The 23,583-nt window shown below is 62.7% G+C and carries 24 protein-coding genes; 4 read left to right on the top strand and 20 right to left on the bottom strand.

Going from position 1 to position 23,583, the window contains the following annotated elements; all coding sequences use genetic code 11:
- Positions 1-365 precede the first annotated feature (365 nt).
- Positions 366-2,306, top strand: a complete 1,941-nt coding sequence (locus tag FN060_RS00005) for a M23 family metallopeptidase (RefSeq protein WP_142586351.1) — start codon at positions 366-368, stop codon at positions 2,304-2,306.
- Between the two features lie 58 nt (positions 2,307-2,364).
- Here FN060_RS00005 and clpB read toward each other — a convergent pair whose 3' ends face one another.
- From clpB to FN060_RS00025, 4 genes are all read right to left on the bottom strand, one after another.
- Positions 2,365-4,971 (bottom strand): ATP-dependent chaperone ClpB, encoded by a 2,607-nt coding sequence (clpB, locus tag FN060_RS00010; RefSeq protein WP_142586352.1) that lies wholly within the window; start codon positions 4,969-4,971, stop codon positions 2,365-2,367.
- A 206-nt stretch (positions 4,972-5,177) separates the two neighbouring features.
- Positions 5,178-5,393 carry a hypothetical protein gene (locus FN060_RS00015; RefSeq protein ID WP_142586353.1) on the bottom strand — a complete coding sequence of 72 codons (216 nt, stop codon included), beginning with the start codon at positions 5,391-5,393 and terminating at the stop codon, positions 5,178-5,180.
- 27 nt (positions 5,394-5,420) lie between these two features.
- Positions 5,421-5,831, bottom strand: coding sequence for an SRPBCC family protein (locus FN060_RS00020; protein ID WP_142586354.1), 411 nt, complete (start codon positions 5,829-5,831; stop codon positions 5,421-5,423).
- On the bottom strand, positions 5,828-6,154 hold the full coding sequence (locus tag FN060_RS00025; RefSeq protein ID WP_077548692.1) for an ArsR/SmtB family transcription factor: 327 nt from the start codon (positions 6,152-6,154) through the stop codon (positions 5,828-5,830). The genes FN060_RS00020 and FN060_RS00025 overlap by 4 nt, the downstream gene beginning before the upstream one ends.
- A 150-nt stretch (positions 6,155-6,304) precedes the next feature.
- On the opposite strand from FN060_RS00025, the gene FN060_RS00030 reads away from it, so the two are divergent.
- Positions 6,305-7,519, top strand: coding sequence for a metallochaperone AztD (locus tag FN060_RS00030; protein ID WP_142586355.1), 1,215 nt, complete (start codon positions 6,305-6,307; stop codon positions 7,517-7,519).
- A 114-nt stretch (positions 7,520-7,633) separates the two neighbouring features.
- Here the strand turns inward: FN060_RS00030 and FN060_RS00035 are convergent, their stop codons facing one another.
- The 6 genes from FN060_RS00035 to FN060_RS00060 form a co-directional block, all read right to left on the bottom strand.
- The gene (locus tag FN060_RS00035; protein WP_142586356.1) at positions 7,634-8,362 is read right to left on the bottom strand and encodes a DUF4167 domain-containing protein; all 729 of its coding nucleotides are present in this window, start codon (positions 8,360-8,362) and stop codon (positions 7,634-7,636) included.
- A gap of 301 nt (positions 8,363-8,663) precedes the next feature.
- Positions 8,664-9,515, bottom strand: a complete 852-nt coding sequence (prmC, locus tag FN060_RS00040; RefSeq protein ID WP_142586734.1) for a peptide chain release factor N(5)-glutamine methyltransferase — start codon at positions 9,513-9,515, stop codon at positions 8,664-8,666.
- 14 nt (positions 9,516-9,529) lie between these two features.
- On the bottom strand, positions 9,530-10,612 hold the full coding sequence (prfA, locus tag FN060_RS00045) for a peptide chain release factor 1 (protein WP_142586357.1): 1,083 nt from the start codon (positions 10,610-10,612) through the stop codon (positions 9,530-9,532).
- Positions 10,613-10,637: 25 nt separating this feature from the next.
- Positions 10,638-12,905 (bottom strand): phosphoenolpyruvate--protein phosphotransferase, encoded by a 2,268-nt coding sequence (gene ptsP / locus FN060_RS00050; protein WP_142586735.1) that lies wholly within the window; start codon positions 12,903-12,905, stop codon positions 10,638-10,640.
- A gap of 85 nt (positions 12,906-12,990) precedes the next feature.
- Positions 12,991-14,265, bottom strand: a complete 1,275-nt coding sequence (locus FN060_RS00055; protein WP_142586736.1) for an aspartate kinase — start codon at positions 14,263-14,265, stop codon at positions 12,991-12,993.
- A 189-nt stretch (positions 14,266-14,454) separates the two neighbouring features.
- Complete coding sequence (locus FN060_RS00060; RefSeq protein WP_244665640.1) at positions 14,455-15,054, bottom strand: SH3 domain-containing protein; 600 nt, start codon at positions 15,052-15,054, stop codon at positions 14,455-14,457.
- A 227-nt stretch (positions 15,055-15,281) separates the two neighbouring features.
- Here FN060_RS00060 and ubiG point away from each other — a divergent pair, with 227 nt between their 5' ends.
- Positions 15,282-16,028: a bifunctional 2-polyprenyl-6-hydroxyphenol methylase/3-demethylubiquinol 3-O-methyltransferase UbiG gene (gene ubiG / locus FN060_RS00065; protein ID WP_142586359.1), complete on the top strand. Its 747-nt coding sequence runs from the start codon at positions 15,282-15,284 to the stop codon at positions 16,026-16,028.
- A gap of 2 nt (positions 16,029-16,030) precedes the next feature.
- Here the strand turns inward: ubiG and FN060_RS00070 are convergent, their stop codons facing one another.
- The 4 genes from FN060_RS00070 to FN060_RS00085 are packed head-to-tail and all read right to left on the bottom strand — an operon-like array spanning position 16,031 to position 18,377.
- Positions 16,031-16,459 carry a DUF1178 family protein gene (locus FN060_RS00070; RefSeq protein ID WP_142586360.1) on the bottom strand — a complete coding sequence of 143 codons (429 nt, stop codon included), beginning with the start codon at positions 16,457-16,459 and terminating at the stop codon, positions 16,031-16,033.
- Positions 16,456-17,310: a carbon-nitrogen hydrolase family protein gene (locus FN060_RS00075; RefSeq protein WP_142586361.1), complete on the bottom strand. Its 855-nt coding sequence runs from the start codon at positions 17,308-17,310 to the stop codon at positions 16,456-16,458. The genes FN060_RS00070 and FN060_RS00075 overlap by 4 nt, the downstream gene beginning before the upstream one ends.
- A 12-nt stretch (positions 17,311-17,322) precedes the next feature.
- Positions 17,323-17,577: a glutaredoxin 3 gene (grxC, locus tag FN060_RS00080; RefSeq protein ID WP_077548703.1), complete on the bottom strand. Its 255-nt coding sequence runs from the start codon at positions 17,575-17,577 to the stop codon at positions 17,323-17,325.
- Positions 17,578-17,633: 56 nt separating this feature from the next.
- Positions 17,634-18,377 carry a ComF family protein gene (locus tag FN060_RS00085; RefSeq protein ID WP_244665641.1) on the bottom strand — a complete coding sequence of 248 codons (744 nt, stop codon included), beginning with the start codon at positions 18,375-18,377 and terminating at the stop codon, positions 17,634-17,636.
- A 91-nt stretch (positions 18,378-18,468) separates the two neighbouring features.
- Between FN060_RS00085 and FN060_RS00090 the strand changes: the two genes are divergently transcribed.
- On the top strand, positions 18,469-19,362 hold the full coding sequence (locus FN060_RS00090) for a methyltransferase domain-containing protein (protein WP_142586363.1): 894 nt from the start codon (positions 18,469-18,471) through the stop codon (positions 19,360-19,362).
- Here FN060_RS00090 and FN060_RS00095 read toward each other — a convergent pair.
- The 6 genes from FN060_RS00095 to FN060_RS00120 all read right to left on the bottom strand — a co-directional run bounded on the left by FN060_RS00095 (position 19,355) and on the right by FN060_RS00120 (position 23,374).
- On the bottom strand, positions 19,355-19,528 hold the full coding sequence (locus FN060_RS00095) for a Flp family type IVb pilin (RefSeq protein ID WP_142586364.1): 174 nt from the start codon (positions 19,526-19,528) through the stop codon (positions 19,355-19,357). The two genes, FN060_RS00090 and FN060_RS00095, sit on opposite strands and share 8 nt — an antisense overlap.
- 30 nt (positions 19,529-19,558) lie before the next feature.
- Positions 19,559-19,879, bottom strand: a complete 321-nt coding sequence (locus FN060_RS00100; RefSeq protein ID WP_142586365.1) for a hypothetical protein — start codon at positions 19,877-19,879, stop codon at positions 19,559-19,561.
- Between the two features lie 110 nt (positions 19,880-19,989).
- The gene (mutT, locus tag FN060_RS00105) at positions 19,990-20,382 is read right to left on the bottom strand and encodes an 8-oxo-dGTP diphosphatase MutT (RefSeq protein WP_052640270.1); all 393 of its coding nucleotides are present in this window, start codon (positions 20,380-20,382) and stop codon (positions 19,990-19,992) included.
- A 26-nt stretch (positions 20,383-20,408) separates the two neighbouring features.
- The gene (locus FN060_RS00110; RefSeq protein ID WP_142586737.1) at positions 20,409-21,179 is read right to left on the bottom strand and encodes a GNAT family N-acetyltransferase; all 771 of its coding nucleotides are present in this window, start codon (positions 21,177-21,179) and stop codon (positions 20,409-20,411) included.
- Positions 21,180-21,187: 8 nt separating this feature from the next.
- Entirely contained in the window at positions 21,188-22,429 is a 1,242-nt protein-coding gene (argJ, locus tag FN060_RS00115) for a bifunctional glutamate N-acetyltransferase/amino-acid acetyltransferase ArgJ (protein ID WP_142586366.1), read from the bottom strand.
- Between the two features lie 57 nt (positions 22,430-22,486).
- Complete coding sequence (locus FN060_RS00120; RefSeq protein WP_142586367.1) at positions 22,487-23,374, bottom strand: peptidylprolyl isomerase; 888 nt, start codon at positions 23,372-23,374, stop codon at positions 22,487-22,489.
- Positions 23,375-23,583 lie beyond the last annotated feature (209 nt).

Consider the following 23,583-nt stretch of genomic DNA (forward strand, 5'->3'; position numbering starts at 1 on the left):
TCGTTGGTGAGCGGTTTATAGTCCCAACCCCCAAAACAAGTCAACACGGATTTTCCATAACACCTGAAAATTCCAGCAACTAACTGACAAACAACAGGAATTCAAAGAACGCACCCGATAAGGGCATTCCAAGATGCCGATCTGAGAGGGAGAACCCGGAGGAGATGAAATATGCCATCGGCGACGCCCCGACTTTTTCACAATCCTCCTGTTAACACCGTTGTAGTGGGCCGGTTTTGGCCGCCTGCCGGCGCCTGCTGCGTGATTTGACAGCGCCGGGTGAAAGGGGCACATGTTTGGCCTAAGCTCGCGGCGCGACAATGGTTCAGCGACCAGAAGAGCATGAGGGGAATGCAGGGACAGGCATGATCAACGCCCGCAACATGATCCGGACGCTCGGCAACGAGCCGCCACTGCTGGCCGATGGCCGACGGGCACCGGACCGGCGCGAGATTTCCCTGCGATGGCTCTCCGGCACCTTTCTGACGGGCATCACATCCTCCATCCTCATGGGGGTCGCGCTGTTTGCGGCACTCGACGGGCGCCAGCAGCTGGCCATTCCGGCGGAGGCTTCCGCCTCCCTGCCGCTCGAGGACGAGCCGGACACAGTGAGCCGCGGCGGACGCCTTCTGGGTGGGAACATCGTGGCCATGCCGACGGACCGGAAGGTGATGGAAGTCTCGACGGTCGTCCACGAGGGCAACAAGGAAATCATCCGGCGCCGCCCCTTCGCCCATGTGAAGATGAACCTCGCCGCCAATCACGTGGCCCAGGAGGATTATCCGGACTTCGATCCGCTCACCATCTTCTCCTCCAGCGAGGGAGAGGCGCCCGCGCCCGGCACCACGGCCCTGATCTACGGTTCGGAAGTGGAATCAGAGGTCAGCCTGCGGGCCCTCCCCTTCCCCGCCAGCGGTGCGCGCTATCCTTATGCGCCGTCCATGTCTCTTGAGGAAGTGGAGGAGAACGTCCGGTCCAACGGCTCCGTGCTCACCGACGGCAATACTCAGCTCTCGGCGCTCTATTACGTGGATCCGCAGCGCTTTTCGGCCGCCGAGGACAGCCTCGATCTTACCGCCGGCCTCACCGCCCGGATTGTCGAGCAGAACATGTCGGTGGCGCCAGCCGAACCGGTGACGCCAGAGACGCGGGACTATGCCGACGACATCATTCCCATCCGCGCCGAGAAGGATGTCGCCACCGCGCTCAAGGACGTCGGCTATCCGGAAGGCAAGGCAGAAGAGATCGCCGGCCATCTCGGCAACCGGCTGAGCGAGCCGAAGCTCTTCCCCGGTGACGTACTGCGCATTGGTGTCGTGCAGCAGGGAGAAATGGTGCTGGTGGTACGCGCCAGCATCTATCGCCGCGGCCAGCACGAGGTGACGATCGCACTCAACGACCATGGCCGGATGATCGATGGCGAGGAGCCGCCGATGATCGATGCGGTCGCCGGAGCCTTCAGCGACCAGCCGGTCCAGGTGGCCACCGGTCGCGAACTGCCGCGGGTCTATGACGGCATCTACCGCGCCGCCCTCTCCTATGGCATGACGACGGACATGACCGGCCTCCTCGTGAAGCTTCTGGCCAGCAGCGTCGATCTCCAGGCGCAGTTGAAACCGACAGATCGCATAGAGGCCTTCTTCTCGGCCCAGGATGAAAGCGGCCAGGCCAGCGAGCAGTCGGAACTCCTTTACGTCAACGCCCATTTCGGCGATACGACAACCCGCTTCTACCGTTTCCAGGACCCGCAGGACGGCGCCATCGACTACTATGATGCCGAAGGTCGCAGCATCCGCCAGTTCCTGCTTCGCAATCCGGTTCCCAATGGGCGACTGACCTCCGGCTTCGGCATGCGCCGCCATCCGATCCTGCGCTATGCGCGCATGCATACCGGGACCGACTGGGCAGCCCCGCGAGGTACGCCGATTATCGCGGCCGGCAATGGCGTGGTCGAGACAGCCGGCTGGGACAAGGGCGGTTACGGCAACCAGACGATCATCCGGCATGCCAATGGCTATGTCTCCTCCTACAATCACCAGAGCGCCATCGCAAAGGGCATCAAGCCGGGCGCCAAGGTCAAGCAGGGCCAGGTCATCGGCTATGTCGGATCGACGGGACTATCGACCGGTGCGCACCTGCACTACGAGTTGATCGTCAACGGCAGCAAGGTCGACCCGATGAAGATCCGCCTGCCGGGCGGCAAATCGCTCGAGGGAGACAACCTCGCACGCTTCAAGGAGGAGCGGACCCGGATCGATGCTCTGCTCGGAACCGGCGGCGACCCTGCGGAAGTCGCGAGCCGATAGGCATCAAGAAAAATGGCGGCCCGGGAGCCGCCATTTTCGTTTTCGCGATAGGCCGCAATCAGGCCGCTTCGGCTTCGGCCACCGTCCGCTTGACGCGGAAGAGCAGCCGGTCCGATCCGGCATCGACGGCGACCGCTGAATCGTCCGGGATGTTTCCGGAGAGAATCTGCTCGGCCATCGGGTCCTGAACAAACTTCTGGATCACCCGCTTCAGCGGCCGGGCACCATAGACCGGATCATAGCCCTTCTCGGCGAGCCACTCGCGGGCCTCCGGGGTCAGCTCGATCGAAATCTTGCGCTCAGCGAGCAGCGAGATCAGCCGCTTCATCTGGATATCGACGATCGCGCCCATTTCAGTCCGCTGCAAGCGGTGGAAGAGGATGATCTCGTCGACGCGGTTGAGGAACTCCGGCCGGAAAGACGCCTTGACCACGTCCATCACCTGATCGCGCACCTGGTCGGTATCGGCACCTTCCGGCAGGGTGGTGAGATATTCTGCCCCGAGGTTCGAGGTCATGATGATCATCGTGTTCTTGAAGTCGACCGTGCGGCCCTGCCCGTCCGTCAGTCGCCCGTCGTCGAGCACCTGCAGGAGAACGTTGAACACGTCCGGATGCGCCTTCTCGATCTCATCGAACAGCACGACCTGGTAAGGCTTGCGGCGAACGGCTTCCGTCAGTGCACCACCTTCCTCATAGCCGACATAGCCGGGAGGTGCGCCGATCAGCCGGGCGACGGAATGCTTCTCCATGTATTCCGACATGTCGAGGCGCACCATCGCCGTCTCGTCGTCGAACAGGAAGCGCGCGAGTGACTTGGTAAGCTCCGTCTTGCCGACGCCGGTCGGCCCGAGGAAGATGAACGAGCCGATCGGCCGGTTGGGATCCTGCAGGCCGGCGCGCGACCGGCGCACGGCACGCGAGACCGCCTGAACGGCGTCGCCCTGGCCGACCACGGACTTCGCCAGCTCGTCTTCCATGCGAAGCAGCTTGTCACGCTCGCCTTCCAGCATCTTGTCGACCGGAATACCGGTCCAGCGGGAGACGACATGGGCGATGTTGTCCGGGCTGACGACCTCCTGCACCATCGCATTGGCGCTCGAATCCTGAGCTTCCGCCGCGGCGAGCTCCTTTTCCAGACCAGGGATCACCCCATAGGCAAGCTCGCCAGCGCGCTGGAACTCGCCACTGCGCTGCGCGATCGCCAGTTCGTTGCGCGCCTCGTCCAACTGCTTCTTGAGGTCCGCCGCAAGACCGAGCTTCTGCTTCTCGGCCTGCCAGCGGGCGGTCAACGCGTCCGCCTGCTCTTCGAGCGAAGTGAGCTCGCTTTCGAGCCGCGACAGCCGGTCGGCCGACGCCGTGTCGGTTTCCTTCTTCAAGGCCTCGCGTTCGATCTTCAGCTGGATGATGCGGCGGTCAAGCTCGTCCAGTTCCTCAGGCTTGGAATCCACCTGCATCCTAAGCCGCGAGGCGGCCTCGTCCATCAGGTCGATCGCCTTGTCGGGCAGGAAACGGTCGGTGATGTAGCGGTTGGAAAGGGTTGCGGCAGCCACCAGCGCGGAGTCGGAGATCCGCACCTTGTGGTGCTGTTCATACTTCTCCTTCAGCCCGCGCAGGATCGAGATCGTGTCCTCCACCGTCGGCTCGTCGACCATGACCGGCTGGAACCGGCGGGCAAGGGCAGCATCCTTCTCCACATGCTTGCGGTATTCGTCGAGCGTAGTGGCACCGACGCAGTGCAGTTCACCCCGGGCAAGCGCCGGCTTCAACAGGTTGGAAGCATCCATCGCGCCATCGGCCTTGCCGGCACCGACCAGCGTGTGCATCTCGTCGATAAACAGGATGATCTCGCCGCTCTCCGCCTGCACCTCGTTCAGCACCGCCTTGAGGCGCTCCTCGAACTCGCCGCGATATTTCGCGCCTGCGATCAGCGAGCCCATGTCGAGTGCCATCAGCTTCTTGTCCTTCAGGCTCTCCGGCACGTCACCGTTGATGATGCGCAGTGCCAGGCCCTCGGCGATCGCGGTCTTACCCACGCCGGGCTCTCCGATCAGCACCGGGTTGTTCTTCGTACGGCGGGAAAGAACCTGGATCGTACGGCGGATCTCGTCATCCCGGCCGATCACCGGGTCGAGCTTGCCCTCCCGCGCTTCCGCCGTCAGGTCGCGAGCATACTTCTTCAGTGCGTCGAACCCCTCCTCGGCATTCGCGCTGTCGGCAGTACGACCCTTGCGGACCTCATTGATGACCTGGTTGAGAGCCTGGGCAGTGACACCCGCCTTCTTCAGGGTCGCGGAGGTGGATGCCGTGCTTTCGACGGCGAGTGCCAGAAGCAGTCGCTCGACGGTGACGAAGCTGTCGCCCGCCTTCTTGGCAGCCTCTTCTGCGGTGGTGAAGACCTTGGCAAGCGGCTGCGACAGGTAGACCTGGCCGCCACCACCCGACACCTTGGGCAATTTGGCAAGGGCTGCATCATTGGCAAGGCGCGCTTCCTTGGGATCGCCGCCGGCGCGGGTGATCAGCGAGGATGCCATCCCCTGGTCGTCATCCAGGAGAACCTTCAGCACATGCTCGGGCGTGAACTGCTGGTGCCCTTCGGAAAGGGCATGGGTCTGCGCCGATTGCAGGAAGCCGCGAACCCGCTCGGAATATTTCTCGATATTCATGTCGAACCTCCACAGATCGTTCCGCCCTTTCATAAGGCACGCAACGATGATTGAGATTGAGCTCCCTCAAAAGGCGAGCCCTTCGCCGGAAACGTCGGCGTTGAACGAGATATGGGAGGCGGTTTCGCGGATTTAAAGAACCGCTCACGGCTCGCAGGGATATCTTTTGAGGCGGCCCTGGAGGAACGATCTGGCCACGTTGCCGCTCAACGTCCCCGTTCGGCGCGCCGTCTGGCTGTATAGGGCAGCACGAACATATAGAGGCCGGTGATCAGAAGCAGAAAGAGCGGCGGCAAAGGCGCATAGACGATCCAGGCGGGCGGCTGCCCAAGTGCCATCAAGGTGAAGTTGGCGATAACCGTAACGGTAAAGGCGATCGACAGCCAGCGGTGGCCCTGCCGAATTGCGTAGCTCAAGGTCATGTCAGTCCTCCTGTCGATGAAACTGCGTCAGTTCCGTTCTCTGAGAACGCGCTCCATGGCGTCCAGGAACCTCGGCCAGCCCGCCTGTGCTCCCCGGTAATATGGCTGCTGCTCCGGTTTGAACCCTGTCTGCTCCATGCGCAGCCGTGTTCCCGTCTCGCTCGGGAATAGGGTCCAGGTGACGATGCTCCTGAGGTCCTTGGTATCCCATGTATAAGACAGCGCCTTACCCGGCTCGATTGCCCGTACCTCGCAGTTGACGGAACCCCAATCCGCACGCAGGCTGAAGCGATGACCCATCTCCGGCTGGAAGTCGCCCTTCATCAGCCACTCCTCGATCAGATGCGGCTGCGTCAGCGCCGGCCAGATCTTCTCCGGCGGATAAGGAAGGTCCCGCTCAACGACGACCGAGAGCGTATCGACAGACATAGAGCTCATTGATCCATCCTCTTCAGCAGATCTTCCAGCGCAACAAAGCGTGCGTCCCAGAAGCGGGTCATCTCGCCCGACCAGTCGATGATCGACTTCAGGGGTGCCGGTTCTGCGCTGTAGTGGTTGTGACGCCCATCGGGCCGATCTTTCACCAGACCCGCCTGCTTGAGAACCACGAGGTGTTTCGAAACCGCCGGCTGCGAAATTCGGGCACGGGCAGTCAATGCAGCAACCGTCTGTTCGCCGTCGCGGCACAAGTGCTCGAATATCGCCCTGCGCGTAGGGTCCGCCAGGGCCTTGAACAGAAGCGTCTGAGAATCTCGTGCCATTATCGATAACCAATCAGCTATTAATGACTCAAATAACCGGCTAGCTATCGATCAGTCAAGTCTAAAGCTGTGCAGCATTTCCGCTGGACAGCAAGCAGGACGCACTCTAATGAAGTAACGTTATTACATTACAACATCAAGGAGACAGTCATGCTTCGCCTGCCGCTTATTGCAGCGTCCTCCGCCATCCTCATAGCAACGCTCAGCCCTTCGAAGGCAGATGAGGTGGAAGCCTGGCGGCTTCTGGTCGGAGACCAGAAGGATGCAAAGCTTACAGTGCTGGATGGCGCCACCGGGCACCAGATCGCGCAGTATCAGCTTGAAGGCTACGTCACCCATTTGGTTGCCAGCGAAAGTGGGAAGACCGCCTTCGCGGTTCAGATGGATGCCGATGCCGTCGACGTGATCGCCACGGGCGTCACCTTCTCCGATCACGGAGAGCACAGAGACGTCGAATTCAACCAGCCGGCGCAACTTGGACGTATCGAGGGACGGCGTCCGGTCCACGCGGTACCGCACGACGATCAGGTTCTGCAATTCTTCGATCTGGAAGGCGAAGCACGCATCTTCGACGAGGCTGCGCTTCTGAAGGGCGAAATGACCCATGAGGTGGTGAGGTCGACCGCACCTCATCACGGCGTAGTGGTGCCGCTTGGAGCCTACATGCTCATATCCGAGCCGGACGTTTCGAAGGCGACAAAGGAAGGAGACTTGCCGCCGCGACTGGGGCTGAAGGTTCTGAACGGCGAAGGACAACAGGTAGGAGAGATCGCGACCTGCACCGGTCTGCACGGCGAAGCATCTTCCGCGGGGATGGTCGCCTTTGGATGCAAGGAAGGCGTACTGATCGCCCGCAGGAATGGAAGTGGGACGCCCGAGGTTGAGATGCTGCCCTATGGCGACGGCATGCCGGAAGGGCAGGTCGGCACTCTACTGGGCGGACGAGCCATGCAGTTCTTCCTGGGCAACTACGGTGACGACAAGGTTGTCGTGATCGATCCCTCTCAGGAGAACCCATTCCTTCTGGTCGAGCTTCCCGTCCGGCGGGTGGACTTCGCGCTTGATCCTGCGCGGCCCACGACGGCCTATGTGTTCACGGAAGATGGGACACTCCATGTACTGGACATTCTCACCGGCCGCCTGACGAAATCAGCTCAGGTCACGGACGCTTACAGCAAGGACGGGCACTGGCGCGATCCGCGTCCGCGTCTGGCAGTCATGGGCACGGAGATCGCCGTGACGGACCCGCGCCGCGAGCGCATCCTTATCCTCGATGCCCAGACCTTAGGGGAAAACCGCTCACTGCCGGTCGCAGGTTCTCCATTCAACATCGTCGCGGTCGGGGGCTCCGGCATCAACCACTAGGCGCAGACAGTGATGGCGCCACGCCGTGGCGGGAATGCTTCCCCATGAGACCTGCATAAAAAAGACCCCGGCGTTATGGCCGGGGTCTCGTCGTCTCAATGCTGATAAGTCGCGCTATTCCCCGGGTGCGTCCGCCAGTTCGGGTTGAGACTCGGCTGCGCCGGCCTCTGAAGTCGCACCTTCTTCTCCCCGACGGGGGCGACGCGGGCGGTTGCCGGCATTGCGACGGCGCGGCTGGCGTTCACGTTGCGCGCCCTTCTCTTCCGATTCCACGGCAACCTCGGCTGGTATACCCTCGATCACGGGCTGAGGCCCGGATCCGTCGATGGCAGGCGTCGCCTCGGCTGCAGGAAGCGGATCACGCTCGCGGCGATTTTGACGTTGATGATCCCGTTGTTCACGAGGCTGCTGGTTGTCCCGGCGTTGCGACTGGCCTTCAGCCGAAGGCTGCTGGCGGAACGAACCCTCGTCATCCCCCTCGTTGGTGTCGATGTCGTCGCCGTCCTGGCCCTCGCGATCCTGGAACTCACCGCGGTCGTCGCGCTGGAAGCGCTCCTGCATCTGCGCCTGGGCCGTTGCGATGATGCGGTTGTAGTGTTCCGCATGCTGCAGATAGTTTTCTGCCATCACTCGGTCGCCGGAGCTCTGGGCGTCCCGCGCCAGTGCTGCGTACTTCTCCGCAATGTGCTGCGCCGTTCCGCGGATCTTAACGTCTGGGCCGGAGCTGTCATAGGTGCGGGTAAGAGGATTGCCGCCCTTACGATTGAAGTTGCCGCCGCCGCCACCACTGTTGTTGCTGCCGCCACGCCCTCGACCGCGCTTGTTCTGCTGTCCTGGCCTCATAGATAGATCACCTGAATTGTCTGTTATCCGCTGATAGGGGGCCGCGCGGCCATGCTGGCTTGCGCCAGACCGAGACTTCGCGCGCCGCGCACAGGAGGACACCGAGCCACCTGCCGCTAGTGAAAGTCAAATTACCTGAATCACGCACCAGGAAATGTTCAACCTTTGAAACTCAAAAGAGCCGGTCTCAGGGTTGACCTTAACCCGAACGAATCTCCGTTCATTCCCAGCCGCCCGGTACGTGGCCGCAAACTATCGCGCTTCCTTTGGAAATCCAAGCCTTTTCTTTCGCTGTGCAAAATCAATGGCTAGGTTCCGCCTTGGCAAACAGAAGGACACGATCCTTGTCGCCAAAATCACGAAGCGCCTGATGCAGGACAAAGCCTACCCTCTGGAAGATCGTCGTCACACTGTCCCTCTGGTCATAGCCGATCTCGACTCCGACCATTCCGCCGGGCGCCAGAACCTCGCCGGCACCTGCGGCGATGGCACGGTAGCAGTCGAGCCCGTCCGGTCCGCCATCAAGGGCACGCAGGGGATCGAACTCCCTGACTTCCGGCTCAAGCGCCGCGATAACGCCCGTTCTGATGTAAGGCGGGTTTGAAACTACGATGTCAAACCGACCTGTAACCTCTTCCAGCCAATTGCTCCGGATCGTCTCGAACCGGCCAGCCAGGCCAAGCCTCGCCGCGTTTTCGCGGGCAGTCTGTAACGCTGCCTCGGATAGGTCAGTGCCGACTCCGGTCGCCTGCGGGCATTCCTTCAGGAGTGCCAGGACGATTGCGCCGGTTCCGGTTCCCAGATCCAGGATGCGTGCTTCACCTCGCGATGCGACAATCTGCCTCACATAGGGAAGGATGGCATCGACGAGGATTTCCGTGTCCGGTCGCGGCTCCAGCGTCTCCGGAGAGAGCTTCAGCACCATACCGTGAAATTCTCGTTCTCCTAATATGCGGTGCACAGGCTCCCGTTTCAAGCGTCGCCCGATAGCTTCCGCTATTTTCTCGAGCTCAGGGCCGCCAATCTCGCGGTCGCCCCTGACAAATACGTCCGTAGCCGTCAGGCCGAGCACGCCGCCGATGAGAATTCTCGCTTCGATCGTCGCGTCCGGCAATCCGGCTGCGGCAAGTCGGCTCCTCGCATCTGCAACCATGGCGGAGAGCGTGGTCACCCCTGCTGCTCGCCAAGTTGTGCCAGCTGGCCGGCCTGGTAGTCGGCGATCAGCGCATCGACAACCTCGTCAATCTCGCCCTCCATCATTCGGTCGAGCTTGTAGAGCGTCAGGTTGATACGGTGGTCCGTCACGCGCCCCTGCGGAAAATTATAGGTCCTTATGCGTTCCGACCGATCGCCGGATCCCACCTGACTCTTGCGGTCGGCGGATCGCTCGCTCTCGACCTTCTGCCGCTCCATGTCGTAGAGCCGCGACCGCAGCACCTGCATCGCCTTTGCGCGGTTCTGGTGCTGTGATTTTTCCGAACTCGTTACCACCAATCCCGTCGGCAGGTGCGTGATCCGGACGGCAGAATCGGTGGTGTTGACGTGCTGCCCACCAGCGCCCGATGACCGCATGGTATCAATCCGGATGTCCTCCGGGCGGATCTCGATGTCGATCTCCTCGGCCTCCGGCAAGACGGCCACGGTCGCCGCCGAGGTGTGGATCCGCCCCTGCGTCTCGGTGTCCGGCACCCGCTGGACTCGATGGACACCCGACTCGAACTTCAGCTTCGAGAACACCCCGCGCCCGCTGACGGTAGCGATGATTTCTCTGAAGCCGCCGGCCTCGCCCTCGCTTGCGGATAGTACCTCCACCTTCCAGCCCTTGCCCGCGGCATACCGCTCGTACATCCGGAACAGGTCGCCCGCAAACAGTGCCGCCTCGTTGCCGCCGGTGCCGGCGCGGATTTCCAGGATCGCACTCTTCTCGTCCGCGGCATCCTTCGGCAGCAGCAGGACCTGCATATCCTTTTCCAGCGCCTCGACCCTCTCCTCGGCCTCCGGCAGCTCCATCTCGGCAAGCTCGCGCATTTCGCGATCCGTCGCCTTGTCGGCGAGCAGCGTCCTCAGGTCGGCCACTTCCGCGGTTGCCTTCTCATAGTCGCGGATCTTGCGCACGACAGGCTGCAACTCCGAATATTCGGACGCGAGCCGCACATAAACGTCCGCAGCCGGGCCTTCGGACATGCGGGCCTCGATCTCGCCGAAGCGGCGCTCCAGTTCGCGCATCTTCTCTACAGGAAGCTTCGCCACCCGCTTCTACTCCATATTGTTGTCTTCAGACCGGAATTCCGTTCTCTGCCGCAAACCGCGTCAGCAGTTCACGGACCGGCTCTCTCGGCTGCCTGTCGTCCAGCGCCGCGTTCAGGGTCTCCGTCAGCCTGTCCGCATCGAGCGACAGGAGCATGGCCTTGACCGGCCCGATAGAGGTCGGCGCCATCGAAACGGAGCGGAAGCCGAGCCCGATCAGGGCCATGGCCGAGAGCGGCTTGCCCGCCATCTCGCCACACAGCGTCAGCGGCGTCTTGTTGCGTTCCGCTGCCCGCACGATGTCGCGCAGGATCCGCAGGAACGGTCGGCCCAGCATGTCGAACCGATCGGAGACACGTGCATTGCCACGGTCGGCAGCCATCGAGAACTGGAAGAGGTCGTTGGAGCCCACGGAGACGAAGTCCACCTCAGCCATCAGTTCGTCCAGCTGCCACATCAGCGCCGGCACCTCGAGCATGGCGCCGAACTGCAGCTTGCGCGGCAGGCTGTGCCCGAATTTCGAAAGGTGCTGGACCTCCTTCTGCAGGAGGTCGCGCACGGCATGGATCTCGGCAACCTCCGTCACCATCGGCAGCATCATTCTGAGTTCCGCATCGGCAGAGGCGCGCAGCAGGGCCCGCAACTGCGTCCGCAGGAGGCCCGGACGGTCGAGCGACAGGCGGATGGCTCGCCAGCCAAGCGCCGGGTTTTCTTCCTCATGCGCGCGGAAATAGGAAACGACCTTGTCGCCGCCGATGTCGAGCGCCCGGAAGGTGACGGGAAGTCCACCGGCCTGCCGGATGACATTGCGGTAGAACGTCTCCTGCTCCTCGAGCTTCGGCATGGTCGAGGCGATCATGAACTGCAGCTCGGTCCGGAACAGCCCGATGCCGTCCGCACCCGATTCCGGCAAGTGCGGCAGGTCCACGATCAGCCCGGCATTCATCATCAGGCTGATGCGCTTGCCATCCCTGGTGACGGGATCGACGTCGCGGAGCGCTCGGAACTGTTCCTGGCGGCGGGCGCGTAGCCGGACCTTCTCCTCGTAGGCCTTCAGGACATCCGACACCGGCCGCAGGTGAAGTTGGCCATCATCGCCGTCGATGATCGCGGCGTCACCGTTTTCGGCAAGTGCAACCGCCCCGACCGCCTGGCCGACCACCGGGATGCCCATCGCGCGTGCCACGATCACCACGTGGCTGGTCACGGCGCCGTCTTCCAGCACCAGCCCACGAAGCCTTTCCCGCGGGTAGTCGAGAAGCTCGGCCGCACCCATGGCGCGCGCGAAGATTATCGCGTCAGCCGGCATGCCCTCACCGATCGACCGCCCGCTAAACCCGGTCAGCTGCCGCAGCAGGCGGTTGGCGAGGTCGTCGAAATCATGCATCCGCTCGCGCAGATACGGGTCGGTCAGGCGCATCATCCGCGCTTTGGTATCGCTCTGCACCTTCTCGACGGCGGCTTCCGCCGTCAGGCCGTTGTGAATCGCCTCCTCCATGCGCCGCACCCAGCCCTGGTCGTAGGCGAACATCCGGTAGGTCTCGAGCACCTCCCGATGCTCGCCTTCGGTGGCCACGTCGCGGCGCGACAGCATGTCGTCGATGGAAATCCGGAGCGAGCCCAATGCCTCGGCCAGCCGCCGCACTTCGCTCTCGGCATCTTCGTTGAGCAGATTGGTCACCACCACCCGCGGCTCGTGCAGGATCACATGTCCCAGGCCGATACCCTCATTGTAGCCGTCGCCCTCGATCGTGACGGCACGCGTCAGATCGAGCTCGAGGCCCGGCTTGGTGATCTTCTTCAGCTCCCCCGTCGCGATCATTTCGGCAATTACCATGGCAGTCGTTTCGAGCGCCTCGACCTCATCTTCGCGATAGGTCCGACTCGCCTTGTTCTGGACGACTAGGACGCCCAAAGTGCGGCCTGCACGCAAGATCGGCACGCCGAGGAAGGAATGGTAGATTTCCTCCCCCGTTTCAGGGAGATAGCGGAAGGCGGGATGCGCCTGTGCATCGGAAAGATTGAGGGGTTGCGCCGAAGCGGCGATCGTTCCGACAAGACCCTGCCCCATTTTCAGCTGTGACAGGTGGACGGCTTCCGGATTGAGGCCCTCGGTGGCGTAGAGCTCGAGCACCCCGTCCGACCGCAGCACGTAGACGGAGCAGACTTCCGCTACCATGTTGCTGGCGATCTGGCGGACGATGCGGTCGAGACGCTCCTGCGGATCCAGCGGCTCCGCCATCAGTTCGCGCAGCCGCCGAAGCAACACGCGCGGCCCAGCCGACAGGTCTCTCATCGGCATCATCGCTCCCGAAACAAGGTGCCCCACGCCTCGGGATCGGCCCTTCCACACGTGGGAAGAGTAGCCCCTCGGCTCATGCTCAACTCTTATCGAGACCGTAGGCGGAATGCAAAGTCCGAACCGCAAGTTCCGAATATGCACCATCGATCAGGATGGAAATCTTGATTTCCGACGTCGTGATGGCCTTGATGTTGATGCCTTTTTCGGCAAGTGCCTTGAAAGCTTGCGCCGCGACGCCCGCGTGGCTGCGCATGCCGATGCCGATCACCGACACCTTGCACAGCCCTGATTCGTTCTGGGCGACGTCGAAGCCGATCTTTTCCTTGTTGTCCTCAAGGATCTTCAGCGCCTTCTGCACGTCCCCGTAGGGCACCGTGAAGGTCATGTCCGTGCGCGATCCGTCCTCCGAAATGTTCTGGACGATCATGTCGACATTGATGTGCGCCTCCGCGAGTGGCCCGAAGATGGCCGCCGAGACGCCGGGGCGATCAGCCAGCCGGCGGAGCGAAATCTGCGCCTCATCCTTGGCATAGGCGATGCCGGTGACGACTTCCTGTTCCACTATCTCTTCCTCGTCGCAAATCAATGTGCCGGGCGGGTTGATGAGGTCGCCCATGCCCGGCGCATCGGGATCCTCGAAACTCGAACGCACGAAGGTGCGGACCTTGTGGACCATCGCAAGCTCGACGGACCGAACCTGCAGGACCTTGGCGCCCAGCGATGCCATTTCCAGCATCTCTTCGAAGGTGATCTTCTTCAGCCGCCGCGCCTTCGGCACCACGCGTGGGTCCGTCGTGTAAACGCCGTCCACGTCCGTGTAGATGTCGCAACGGTCTGCCTTGACGGCTGCGGCGATTGCCACGGCAGACGTATCCGAGCCTCCGCGACCGAGCGTCGCGATCCGATTGTCGGGACCGATACCCTGGAAGCCTGCGACCACGGCCACCTGTCCCTCGCCCATGCGGCGGATGATGTCCGCCCCGTCAATCTCTTGGATGCGGGCGGCCCCATGGGCATTGTCGGTCTTGATCGGGATCTGCCAACCTTGCCAGGAGCGGGCGTTGATGCCCATCGATTGTAGGGCGATTGCGAGCAGCCCTGAGGTTACCTGTTCGCCCGACGCCACGACGGCATCATACTCGCGAGCATCGTAGAACGGAGAACTGGCGCCGGCCACCTTCGGAGTGTCCTGGACCCAGCCGACCAACTCATTCGTCTTGCCGGACATCGCCGAGACCACGACCGCGACCTCGTTTCCGGCATCCACCTCGCGTTTCACATGACGCGCGACGTTGTGGATGCGCTCGAGATTGGCGACTGATGTGCCGCCGAACTTCATGACGATGCGTGCCATGCTGACTGATACCACCCGTTCGCTCCCCAAGGGAGCGGCTGTCTCTGCCCGTCGTCAGGAAAACAGACGGATTTCGCCGGGTCTCTTATCGAAAAGGTGGGTGGCGTGCAATGGCGGCCGGCACGGCATGTGGCAACGTGAGAAAGGAAGGGCGGACCCTTGACGTCTACCCTTCCTCCAAAATCGCAACTATCTACGAGTCTCTTGGTTTCGCAGGCATTCGATGTCGTTGGCGATGCATGTCTCGCCGCCTGGGCCAGGAATGACCTCAACGCGTGAACGGTCCCGATCGGAACGGCGATCGCGGTCACGGTCCCAGTCTACGCGGTCTCTGTCTCGGTCCCGGTATCTCCGATCCCTGTCGCGGTCCCAGCGATCACGGTCACGGCGGTCCCAGCGGTCACGATCGCGGTAGAAGTCACGACCGCGATAATGCCGGTCCCAGTAGTTGCCGATCTCGAAGGTGACCGTGGGGATACCGAGCGGCCGGTAGTACTGAGGACCTACATGGACGCGCCGCTGCTGATAGGCTGCCTGCACATAATTGCCGGAAACCCATCCGCGCCCGCCACTGAAGGCAACGTCGCACCAGTTCACGCTGCTCATGCAGCCGTAGATGGTGACCGGTGCACCGTTCGGAATAACGGTCACTGCGGGATAGGACGTGCTTGGCCCGGATCGCATGTTGACGTTTGCAGTCGCGAAACCACGTACCGCCGCATCGGCCAGAGATGGTGCGGCCACCACTGCACACAGGGCAGCAGCGGCACTGAACAGATATTTCCTCACGTGTTTTCTCCTGAAGCAGGCGGCTACGCCGCTCTTGTTTCCGCTCAATGTTTGACACCCTGCCATTGTTCCGCACGGCCCCTGAACCGGTTATGAACGGCCCAGGGGTTAGAGATAGTGGCGCAGGAATGCCAGCAGCGCCCGGCGCATCGCTGGCATCGGGAACGGCCCTTGACTTCTGCAGCCGATCGTCCGACCTCAGGTTCAAACGCCGGAGATGACACCCCATGACCGATGCCGCCAAGACCACGATCGACCAGAGCGAAGTTGACCGCTTCTCCGCCATGGCGGCAGAATGGTGGGACCCGACCGGCAAGTTCAAGCCGCTGCACAAGTTCAATCCGGTGCGCCTAGCCTACATCCGTGACAGGGTTTCAGAGAATTTCAGCCGCGATCCAAGGGCGCACCTGCCGCTCTCCGGCCTTCGCGTCCTTGATATCGGCTGCGGGGGAGGCCTTCTCTCGGAACCGGTCGCCCGCATGGGCGCGACCGTCGTGGGCGCCGACCCGTCGGAAAAGAACATCAGGATTGCGCAGACACACGCCGCAGAAACAGGTGTCGAGATCGACTACCGCGCCGTCACGGCAGAGCAGCTGGCCGAAGCCGGCGAGATGTTCGACGTCGTCCTCAACATGGAGGTTGTCGAACATGTCGCCGACGTCGACTTCTTCATGCGCACATGCGCCTCCATGGTGAAACCGGGCGGCCTGATGTTCGTGGCGACGATCAACCGCACCATGAAGGCCCGCGCGCTGGCGATCTTCGCTGCCGAGAACATCCTGCGCTGGTTGCCCAAGGGCACGCACCAATACGAGAAGCTGGTTCGGCCAGAGGAACTGGAAGCGCCGCTTGGAGCGAGCGGCATGGACATCATTCACCGCACCGGCGTCTTCTTCCATCCCCTGCAGGATCGATGGAACCTCTCGCCGGACATGGACGTCAATTACATGCTGCTGGCGAAGCGGCCGGCGTAGCCCTAGTTGGCATCCTCGGGCAGCACCGGCAGCGGTGCCACCTCAATCCCTTCATCGAGCAGATCGCGCACGTCCGCGAAGCTCGCCTGGCCGATAATGCCTCGTGCATCGGCCTCGCCGTAATGGATCTTGCGGGCCTCTTCCGGAAATTTCTCCCCGACATCCTCGGCGTTGGCCTTGATCGCAGCCACCGCTTCGCGGATCTTCGCTATCACCTGCTTCTGTGCGAGGTCCATGGCAACGGCCTGCTTCTCCTCCTTCTTGCGCGCGGTGGAGACGGAGGGCGCCATCAGTGATTTGGAGATAGCAGCGGAGCCGCAGACGGGACAGGTAAGGAGCCCGGCCTCGACCTGCCGATCGAAGTCCGCGCTTTCTGAAAACCAGCCTTCGAAGCCGTGGACATTGTCGCAGACAAGCGAATAGCGGATCACGCGGCGACCCCCTTCGCCTCCGCGGCCACCGTGTCGAGCGTGAAGTCGCGAGCGTTCTTGAGGTTCGGGATCTTGGCCCGCGCGGCCTTCACCTGGTCGACGTCGATGTCAGCGATCACGATGGCCTCGCCACTGCCTCCGGCCGATGCAAGTACCTTGCCCCAGGGATCGATGATCATCGAATGACCGAAGGTCTCGCGTCCATCCTCATGCACGCCCGCCTGGGCAGCGGCAACCAGAAACGCACCGTTCTCGATGGCACGAGCCCGCAGCAGCACTTCCCAATGCGCCTCGCCCGTCTGCCGCGTGAACGCCGCCGGGACTGTCAGCACATCAGCCCCGGCTACAGCCTCGGTGCGGAACAGCGCCGGGAAGCGGACGTCGTAGCAGATCGCAAAACCGAGCTTGCCAAAGGGAAGCTCCGCCACCCTTGCCTCTCCGCCTGGCCGGTAGACGGCGCTCTCGCGCCAGCTCTCGCCATTGTCGAGATCGACGTCGAACATGTGGATCTTGTCATAGGTGCAGATCCGGTTTCCATCCGGCGCGAACAGAAAGCCGCGATTGGCGATCTTGCCGTCGTCCAGCGCAATGGCCGTGGAACCAACGTGGACATGGATGCCAAGTTCGCGAGCAAGCTCACGGGCAGTGGAAACGATAACGTCGTTCGCCTCGTCCTTGAGCACCGCCATCAGCCCCGCGCGATCTTTCTGCACAGCACCGGTCATTTCCGGCGTCTGAACATAGACCGCGCCCTGGGACGCGGCCTCGCGCACGAGCCTCGCCATATCGGCGGCGTTCTGGTCCGGATCGACGCCGGAGCACATCTGGATGGCAGCAACCTTGAACGTCATCGTCCCTCTCCCTCAGGCGGCGAGCATCGGATCGAGCTTGCCGGCACGATCGAGCGCATGAAGATCATCACAGCCACCGACATGCTCACCATTGATGAATATCTGCGGGAAGGTGGAACGGCCAGCCTTACCGATCATCTCCTGGCGCACGTCCGGCGAATAAGTCGCATCGTGCTCGGTGAAGTCTACGCCCTTGGACTGGAGCAGAGACTTGGCGCGGGAGCAGTAACCGCAGCCCTGGCGGGTGTAGATCGTAACATCTGCCATCGAGATTCTCCGGGAGCGACCAGGTGGGAAGAGCCGCGCAGTTGGTGGTTGAAGCTTCATATAGGCCCGGCGATAGCCATTGCAAAGGTCAAAACGGTGACTTCCGCCGCTCCCGCCTTCTTGAGCGCTCGGGTCGCGGAGGAGACCGTCGCGCCCGTGGTAAAGACGTCGTCGACCAGCACCAGATGCTTCCCCGCGACGTCCATCTCTCGGCCCGGCACCACTTTGAAGGCCGCACGGACATTCTCCTCGCGACGTCTGGCGGTCAGCCCGACCTGCCGCGCCGTTTTCTTCACCCTGACCAGCGTCGCCGGCAGGAACGGCCGGCCCGAAAGATACGCGAGCTGCCGGGCAAGCTCCGCTGACTGGTTGAACTTCCGCCCGGCGAACCGCCAACGATGCAGGGGGACGGGCAGGATTCCGTCGCACTCGAGGACATGCCGCTCGGACGCACGCAGCATCCAGGCGGCCATCATGGGGGCAAGGTCGGTGCGATCGCGATATTTCAGCCCGTGGACCAGATGACGCACGGGACCTTCGTGGATCGCGACGCTGCGCAGCCGATCGAAGACCGGCGGCGTGGCGATCGCCTCCGCCGATACCATGCCCTCACCCGGATCATATCCGAACGGGATGCCGAGGACCTCGCAATAGGGTCGTTCGATGAAACGGATCTTGCGCCAGCACGTTGCACAAAAGCTCGGCTGCCCGGCGAGGATCACGCCGCAGCCGGGGCAGGCAGGTGGGTAGACAAGGTCGGCGATCCAGCGCAGCCAGGCCGATCTGCGCGGAGTTGGCATACCAAAAGCCGACTTGTGTCCGTCCCCCATGGATTGACATTTGCGCCCGCGACGCGCCATTCCGCAACTGGAAATGCAAGGACCGAGCTTAATGGAGATTCTTTTCGACCAGGCGCTGGTGGCGGCACGGCGGGAACGGGCGTTCAGGAATGCCGAGCCGGGATCCTCCTTCCTGCTCGACCTGGTGGCGCACGAGCTGGCCGAACGGCTCGCTGTCGTGGAGCGACGGTTCGAGACCGCTGTTGAACTCCATGGCGGCACAGGCATCGCAGCACGCCTTGCGAAAGAAACCGGCAGGATCGCCAGCATCGAGCGGGTCGAGACCAGTTCCGTCTTCGCAGCGTCCGGTGAGCCCTTGACGGTCGCTGCGCTCGACCACCTACCGCTGGAGCCGGCTTCGGCCAGTCTTGTGCTTTCGCCGCTCTCCCTCCACCTGGTCAATGATACACCGGGCATGCTTGTCCGCATCCGGCGGGCCCTGAAGCCCGACGGCCTGTTCATGGCGGCGATACCGGGAGCCGGAACCCTTGCCGAACTGCGCGATGTGTTGCTCGCGACCGAGATAGAACGGACCGGCGGCGCCAGCCCTCGCGTCATCCCCTTCGCCGACGTTCGGGATGTAGGGACGCTGCTGCAAAGGGCAGGCTTCACCCTGCCGGTGGTGGATGTCGAGAACTACACGGTCCGCTACGACTCCATATTCCCGCTGATGCGCGACATCCGTGCGATGGGAATGGCTAATCCGCTGGTCGGGCGCAGCCGGCAGCCCGTCAGCCGGGGCTTCTTCGTGCGGGCAGCGGAGTTGTACGGGGAACGCTACGCGGATCCGGACGGACGCATCCGCGCAACCTTCTCCATCATCTACATCTCGGGCTGGGCACCGCATGAAAGTCAGCAGAAGCCGCTGAAGCCTGGCTCCGCCAAGATGCGGCTCGCCGACGCCCTGCGTGTACCGCGCGATGAGGAGCCCGGAAGCGCTAGTTGACGGCGTTTGTGAGATAGCCTTCGATCGTCTCGAACACGCCCACCAGAGTATCGGCGAAGCCGCCGAAGGCCGCGACGAGGCCGACAGCGATGAGAGCTGCGATCAGACCATATTCGACAGCGGTTGCTCCGTCCTTGCTGCCCGAGAACGCGTTCAGAAGACGCATGCGGTATTTCCTTTCTCAGGGAGACCTGGGCTAGCAGCGCGCGTCCGTGTCGTAGGGCTGGATGATGCAGACCGATCCGGGCGTTTCCTGAAGGATACTGCGGCGAATGGTATATTGCTTCGACCCCTTTTCCGCCGGCTTGATCGAGCCCGTGGTGATGCGGTCAAACTCTTCCTGCACATGCGCAAGGCGGCGGGCATCGCCGCTATCGGCGACCATGGGTGTCACGATGAGGGATAGAGCTATTGCCGCCGTGCCGAACAGGAGGGCGATATTCAGGGCGCCGGTCTTGCCCGACCTGTACGACGACCGGTTCCGGACCCGCACAGTCTTCCACAATTCCTCGTCCATGTTTCAAAGCCTCGACGCAGATACTGCCTTGGTAAGCCTCGAGACTAGGCGAATTGGTTAAACGATCTGTTAACGCCGATTTACGAATAGGCGCAACTGTTGCCCGGCCTCTACAGGAGATCCTGGAGAAAGGGGATGAGCGGCTCGTCGGCGGGCGGCATAGGGTAGGTGCGGAGGTCGCGGCTGCGAACCCATTTGATCGCCTGGCCCTCCATCCCCCGTGGAATGCCCTCGTAGCGCCGGCAGATGTAGAGCGGCATCAGCAGATGGAAGGTGTCGTAGGTGTGGCTGGCGAAAGTGAGCGGAGCCAGGCAGGGGACTTTCGTCGTTACCCCGAGCTCTTCCTGTAGCTCACGGATCAGCGTCTCTTCGGGTGTTTCACCCGGCTCCACCTTTCCGCCCGGGAATTCCCAAAGACCTGCCAGTTCCTTTCCTTCCGGCCGCTGCGCCAGGAGGATACGATTGTCGGTGTCGACGAGGGCGCAGGCCGCGACCAGCAGCATTCGCCGCGGTTGAGATTGCACCACGTTTAGGCCTCCCGCCAGTAATGATATTGATAGGCTTGCCGGAAACCGAACTTCCGATACAGCCCGAGCGCCGCTAAGTTGTCCGCTACGACCTGAATCCAAGCGCTCCGGGCCCCGCTGATGCGGGCCCAGCGCAGGGCGGAGGACAGGATCTCCGTTCCGCGCCCCTGACCGCGTGCGCTGGCGGCGACGGCAAGTCCCATGACGCCGGCGAGGTCGTTATCCTGGACGCAGAGGGCAACGGCGACCGGTCCGCCCGCAGAATTCTCGATCGTGAACAGCCCCTTCGCCGGCTTGATGGCGTTGAGAACTTCCGCAAGCGCGGGCTTGAGCGCCGGATCCTCCCCGGCGACCAGCAGGCTCGCGTCGATGAAGCGACTGACATCATGCGTGGGGAGGTGATCAATCGTATCCGGCAATGCCAGGCGAGCAAGATCCGCCGTCATCACGTTCACCGTCTCGAACCGCTTCCAGCCGGCCTGGGACAGGTGCTCGACAAGTTGCGTGGGCGCCAATGGCGTCTCGCGCAGGATGAGCGGCCGGCCGTAGGCCTGGAAGCGCTTTGCTGCCTTGTCGAGGCGCAGGTCCATGTCCCGGAAATCGGAAGGATCGAGCGGCACGACGCAATTGAGGCGTTTGGAGGGATGTCCGCCCGCAAGCCGGATCTGCCAGCTGCCGTCATAGATCACCGAGGCGGCCGGCCAGGCCCGGAAGCCGACGGCCTCCAGACGGCGGACCAGCGGCAGATTGCTCGCGGACGGTGTTGCCTGCATCGCCCGCATCAGCTCCGGTAATCGCCGTTGATGGCCACATATTCCTTCGTCAGGTCGCAGGTCCAGACGGTCGCCCGCCCCTCACCCAGCCCGAGATCCACCCGGACAGGAATGTGCTCTTCTTTCATGACCGCGCTGGCAGCCGCTTCGGAATAGTCCGGATCGCGTTCGCCGTTGACTGCGACACGGACATCGCCGAACCAGATCGCCAGCCGGTCGCGGTCGGCCATCTCGCCGGCCTTGCCGACCGCCATGACGACGCGGCCCCAGTTGGCGTCTTCGCCGGCCACCGCCGTCTTGACGAGGGGCGAGTTGGCGATGGAGAGCGCGATCCGCTTTGCAGCGGCGTCGGTCTCGGCGCCGGTTACGGTGACCTCCACCATCTTGCGAGCACCCTCGCCATCGCGAACCACCTGGAGCGCCAAGTCCTTGAGAAGCGCGTTCAGCGCGGCTCGGAACTCCGCCAGTGCCGGATCCTCGACAGAGGTGACCCTCGCCTGTCCGTCGGCCGCGGCGGCACCCGTGGCAAAGAGCATTAGCGTGTCCGAGGTGGAGGTGTCGCTATCGACGGTCACGGAGTTGAAGGTGGGGCCGACGCCGGCGGACAGCAGCTGCTGCAGTACGTCCGGCGCGATGTCCGCATCGGTCGCGACGAAGGACAGCATGGTCGCCATGTCGGGCGCGATCATGCCCGCCCCCTTGGCAATGCCGTTGATCGTCACTGTGACGCCACCGATGGCAGCCAAGCGTGTCGCGACCTTCGGATAGGTGTCGGTGGTCATAATGGCCTTGGCAGCGTCCAGCCAGAAATCCGGTTTTGCATCGGCATTCATATCGCCGAGCACCCCTGCGAACTTGCCGGCATCCAACGGCTCGCCGATCACGCCCGTCGACGCCAGATATACCTCGTTCTCAGCACATCCCACGGCCGAGGCCGCAGACTTCGCCGTCAGTTCCGTCGCGGCCCTGCCCTTGAGGCCGGTGAAGGCGTTCGCATTGCCCGAATTGACGACGACCGCCCTTGCCTTGCCATGAGGCAAATTCGCGCGGCAGAAATCGACCGGCGCCGAGGGGCATTTGGAGCGCGTGAATACACCGGCCACCACTGCCGGCTGGTCAAACACCATGAGCAGAACGTCGGTACGATTCTTGTACTTGATCCCGGCGGCAGCGGTTGCCATGCGTAGGCCGCGGATCGGCGGCATGTCCGGGTAGGATTTTGGAGCAAGCGGGGAGACGGAAGCGGACATCGGAGGCATCCAAACTGAATATGGAAAGGCCCGGAAAACCGGGCCCTTGTAAATTACTTACTGCTGAGGCGCGGGCGCTTCGCCGGCTGCGGGATCGGCATCGGGCGCCTTGTTGACGTCCTCATAGCCCTTGCGCAGCGTCTCGTCCATGATCTCGACCGTCTGCTCCGCCTTGGCCTTCTCGATCAGCGCCAGATACTTGTCGCGCATGACCAGCTGGCGAACCTGCGGCTCAACCTGTTCCAGCGCCGGGGGCTGGACGTCACGACGGTCCTCAAGCTTGATGACATGGAAGCCGAACTGCGACTGCACCGGCGTCTTCGTGTAGGCACCCTTTTCCAGCGCGAAGGCAGCCTCCTCGAATTCTGGGACCATGCGGCCCTTCGAGAACCAGCCGAGGTCGCCACCGTCGTCCTTGTTGGAATCTTCCGATTTCGTCTTGGCAAGCTCGGCGAAATCCTTGCCCGCGTCGAGGTCAGCGATGACCGCCTTGGCCTCTTCCTCGGTCTTGACCAGGATATGGCGAGCGTTGACCTCTTCCTGCTTCGGCAGGGCGGCTATTTCCTTCTCATAGCGTGCCTTGACCTCTTCGTCGGTGACGGCGTCGACAACGTGCTTGCGGAAGTAAGAGTTATGCAACTCGCGATCCTTGATGTACTCCATCCGCTTCTGGAAATCTTCCGTCTCGGCAAGCCCCTCCTCGGCAGCGCCTTGGGCCAGCAGCTTCACGTCGATCGCGCCCGACAGGGCAGCCACGCGCTTCTGCTCGTCCGGAAGCTGCTGGAGCTGCGGATCGAGGTTGGCCACGGCCAAGTCGAGCTCGGACTGAAGGATCTCCAGGTCGCCAACCTTGGCGACGACGGCATCTTCCTGCGCGAAGGCGGAGGCACCGAAGGAAAGCCCGACAGCAAGGGCAGCCGTGGCGAGAAGTTTATGGCGCAGCATCAAGTCACCTTTCAAGAATGATTGCCGGTCTCGATATAGCCCGAAGCCGGCCGGAACGCGTTCACAAACATCGGAATGTGGCCTTTGTGTATCGGCCGTTACCGTTGACATCAAATCGACCCCCTCTTATCTGTCACGCAACTTTGCGTCCAGATGGGTTTCCGGGCGTAGCGGGCGATTTTGACGGTTCTGCAGAGCCGTAGGCCGGC

Source organism: Pseudorhizobium halotolerans, from assembly GCF_902153235.2.
Classification (GTDB): Bacteria; Pseudomonadota; Alphaproteobacteria; order Rhizobiales; family Rhizobiaceae; genus Neorhizobium; species Neorhizobium flavum.

Bases quoted from the DNA above. Each gene is read 5' to 3' on its own strand.
- FN060_RS00015 (WP_142586353.1), bottom strand. From the start codon at position 5,393: ATGACCTTGAGCTACGCAATTCGGCAGGGCCACCGCTGGCTGTCGATC.
- grxC (WP_077548703.1), bottom strand. From the start codon at position 17,577: ATGGCAGATGTTACGATCTACACCCGCCAGGGCTGCGGTTACTGCTCC.
- FN060_RS00100 (WP_142586365.1), bottom strand. From the start codon at position 19,879: ATGGACGAGGAATTGTGGAAGACTGTGCGGGTCCGGAACCGGTCGTCG.
- mutT (WP_052640270.1), bottom strand. From the start codon at position 20,382: ATGCTGCTGGTCGCGGCCTGCGCCCTCGTCGACACCGACAATCGTATC.
- FN060_RS00110 (WP_142586737.1), bottom strand. From the start codon at position 21,179: ATGCAGGCAACACCGTCCGCGAGCAATCTGCCGCTGGTCCGCCGTCTG.
- argJ (WP_142586366.1), bottom strand. From the start codon at position 22,429: ATGTCCGCTTCCGTCTCCCCGCTTGCTCCAAAATCCTACCCGGACATG.
- FN060_RS00020 (WP_142586354.1), bottom strand. From the start codon at position 5,831: ATGAGCTCTATGTCTGTCGATACGCTCTCGGTCGTCGTTGAGCGGGAC.
- FN060_RS00030 (WP_142586355.1), top strand. From the start codon at position 6,305: ATGCTTCGCCTGCCGCTTATTGCAGCGTCCTCCGCCATCCTCATAGCA.
- FN060_RS00055 (WP_142586736.1), bottom strand. From the start codon at position 14,265: ATGGCACGCATCGTCATGAAGTTCGGCGGCACATCAGTCGCCAATCTC.
- ubiG (WP_142586359.1), top strand. From the start codon at position 15,282: ATGACCGATGCCGCCAAGACCACGATCGACCAGAGCGAAGTTGACCGC.
- FN060_RS00005 (WP_142586351.1), top strand. From the start codon at position 366: ATGATCAACGCCCGCAACATGATCCGGACGCTCGGCAACGAGCCGCCA.
- prmC (WP_142586734.1), bottom strand. From the start codon at position 9,515: ATGGTTGCAGATGCGAGGAGCCGACTTGCCGCAGCCGGATTGCCGGAC.
- FN060_RS00120 (WP_142586367.1), bottom strand. From the start codon at position 23,374: ATGCTGCGCCATAAACTTCTCGCCACGGCTGCCCTTGCTGTCGGGCTT.
- ptsP (WP_142586735.1), bottom strand. From the start codon at position 12,905: ATGAGAGACCTGTCGGCTGGGCCGCGCGTGTTGCTTCGGCGGCTGCGC.
- clpB (WP_142586352.1), bottom strand. From the start codon at position 4,971: ATGAATATCGAGAAATATTCCGAGCGGGTTCGCGGCTTCCTGCAATCG.
- FN060_RS00095 (WP_142586364.1), bottom strand. From the start codon at position 19,528: ATGCGTCTTCTGAACGCGTTCTCGGGCAGCAAGGACGGAGCAACCGCT.
- FN060_RS00035 (WP_142586356.1), bottom strand. From the start codon at position 8,362: ATGAGGCCAGGACAGCAGAACAAGCGCGGTCGAGGGCGTGGCGGCAGC.
- FN060_RS00085 (WP_244665641.1), bottom strand. From the start codon at position 18,377: ATGCCAACTCCGCGCAGATCGGCCTGGCTGCGCTGGATCGCCGACCTT.
- FN060_RS00075 (WP_142586361.1), bottom strand. From the start codon at position 17,310: ATGACGTTCAAGGTTGCTGCCATCCAGATGTGCTCCGGCGTCGATCCG.
- FN060_RS00025 (WP_077548692.1), bottom strand. From the start codon at position 6,154: ATGGCACGAGATTCTCAGACGCTTCTGTTCAAGGCCCTGGCGGACCCT.
- FN060_RS00090 (WP_142586363.1), top strand. From the start codon at position 18,469: ATGGAGATTCTTTTCGACCAGGCGCTGGTGGCGGCACGGCGGGAACGG.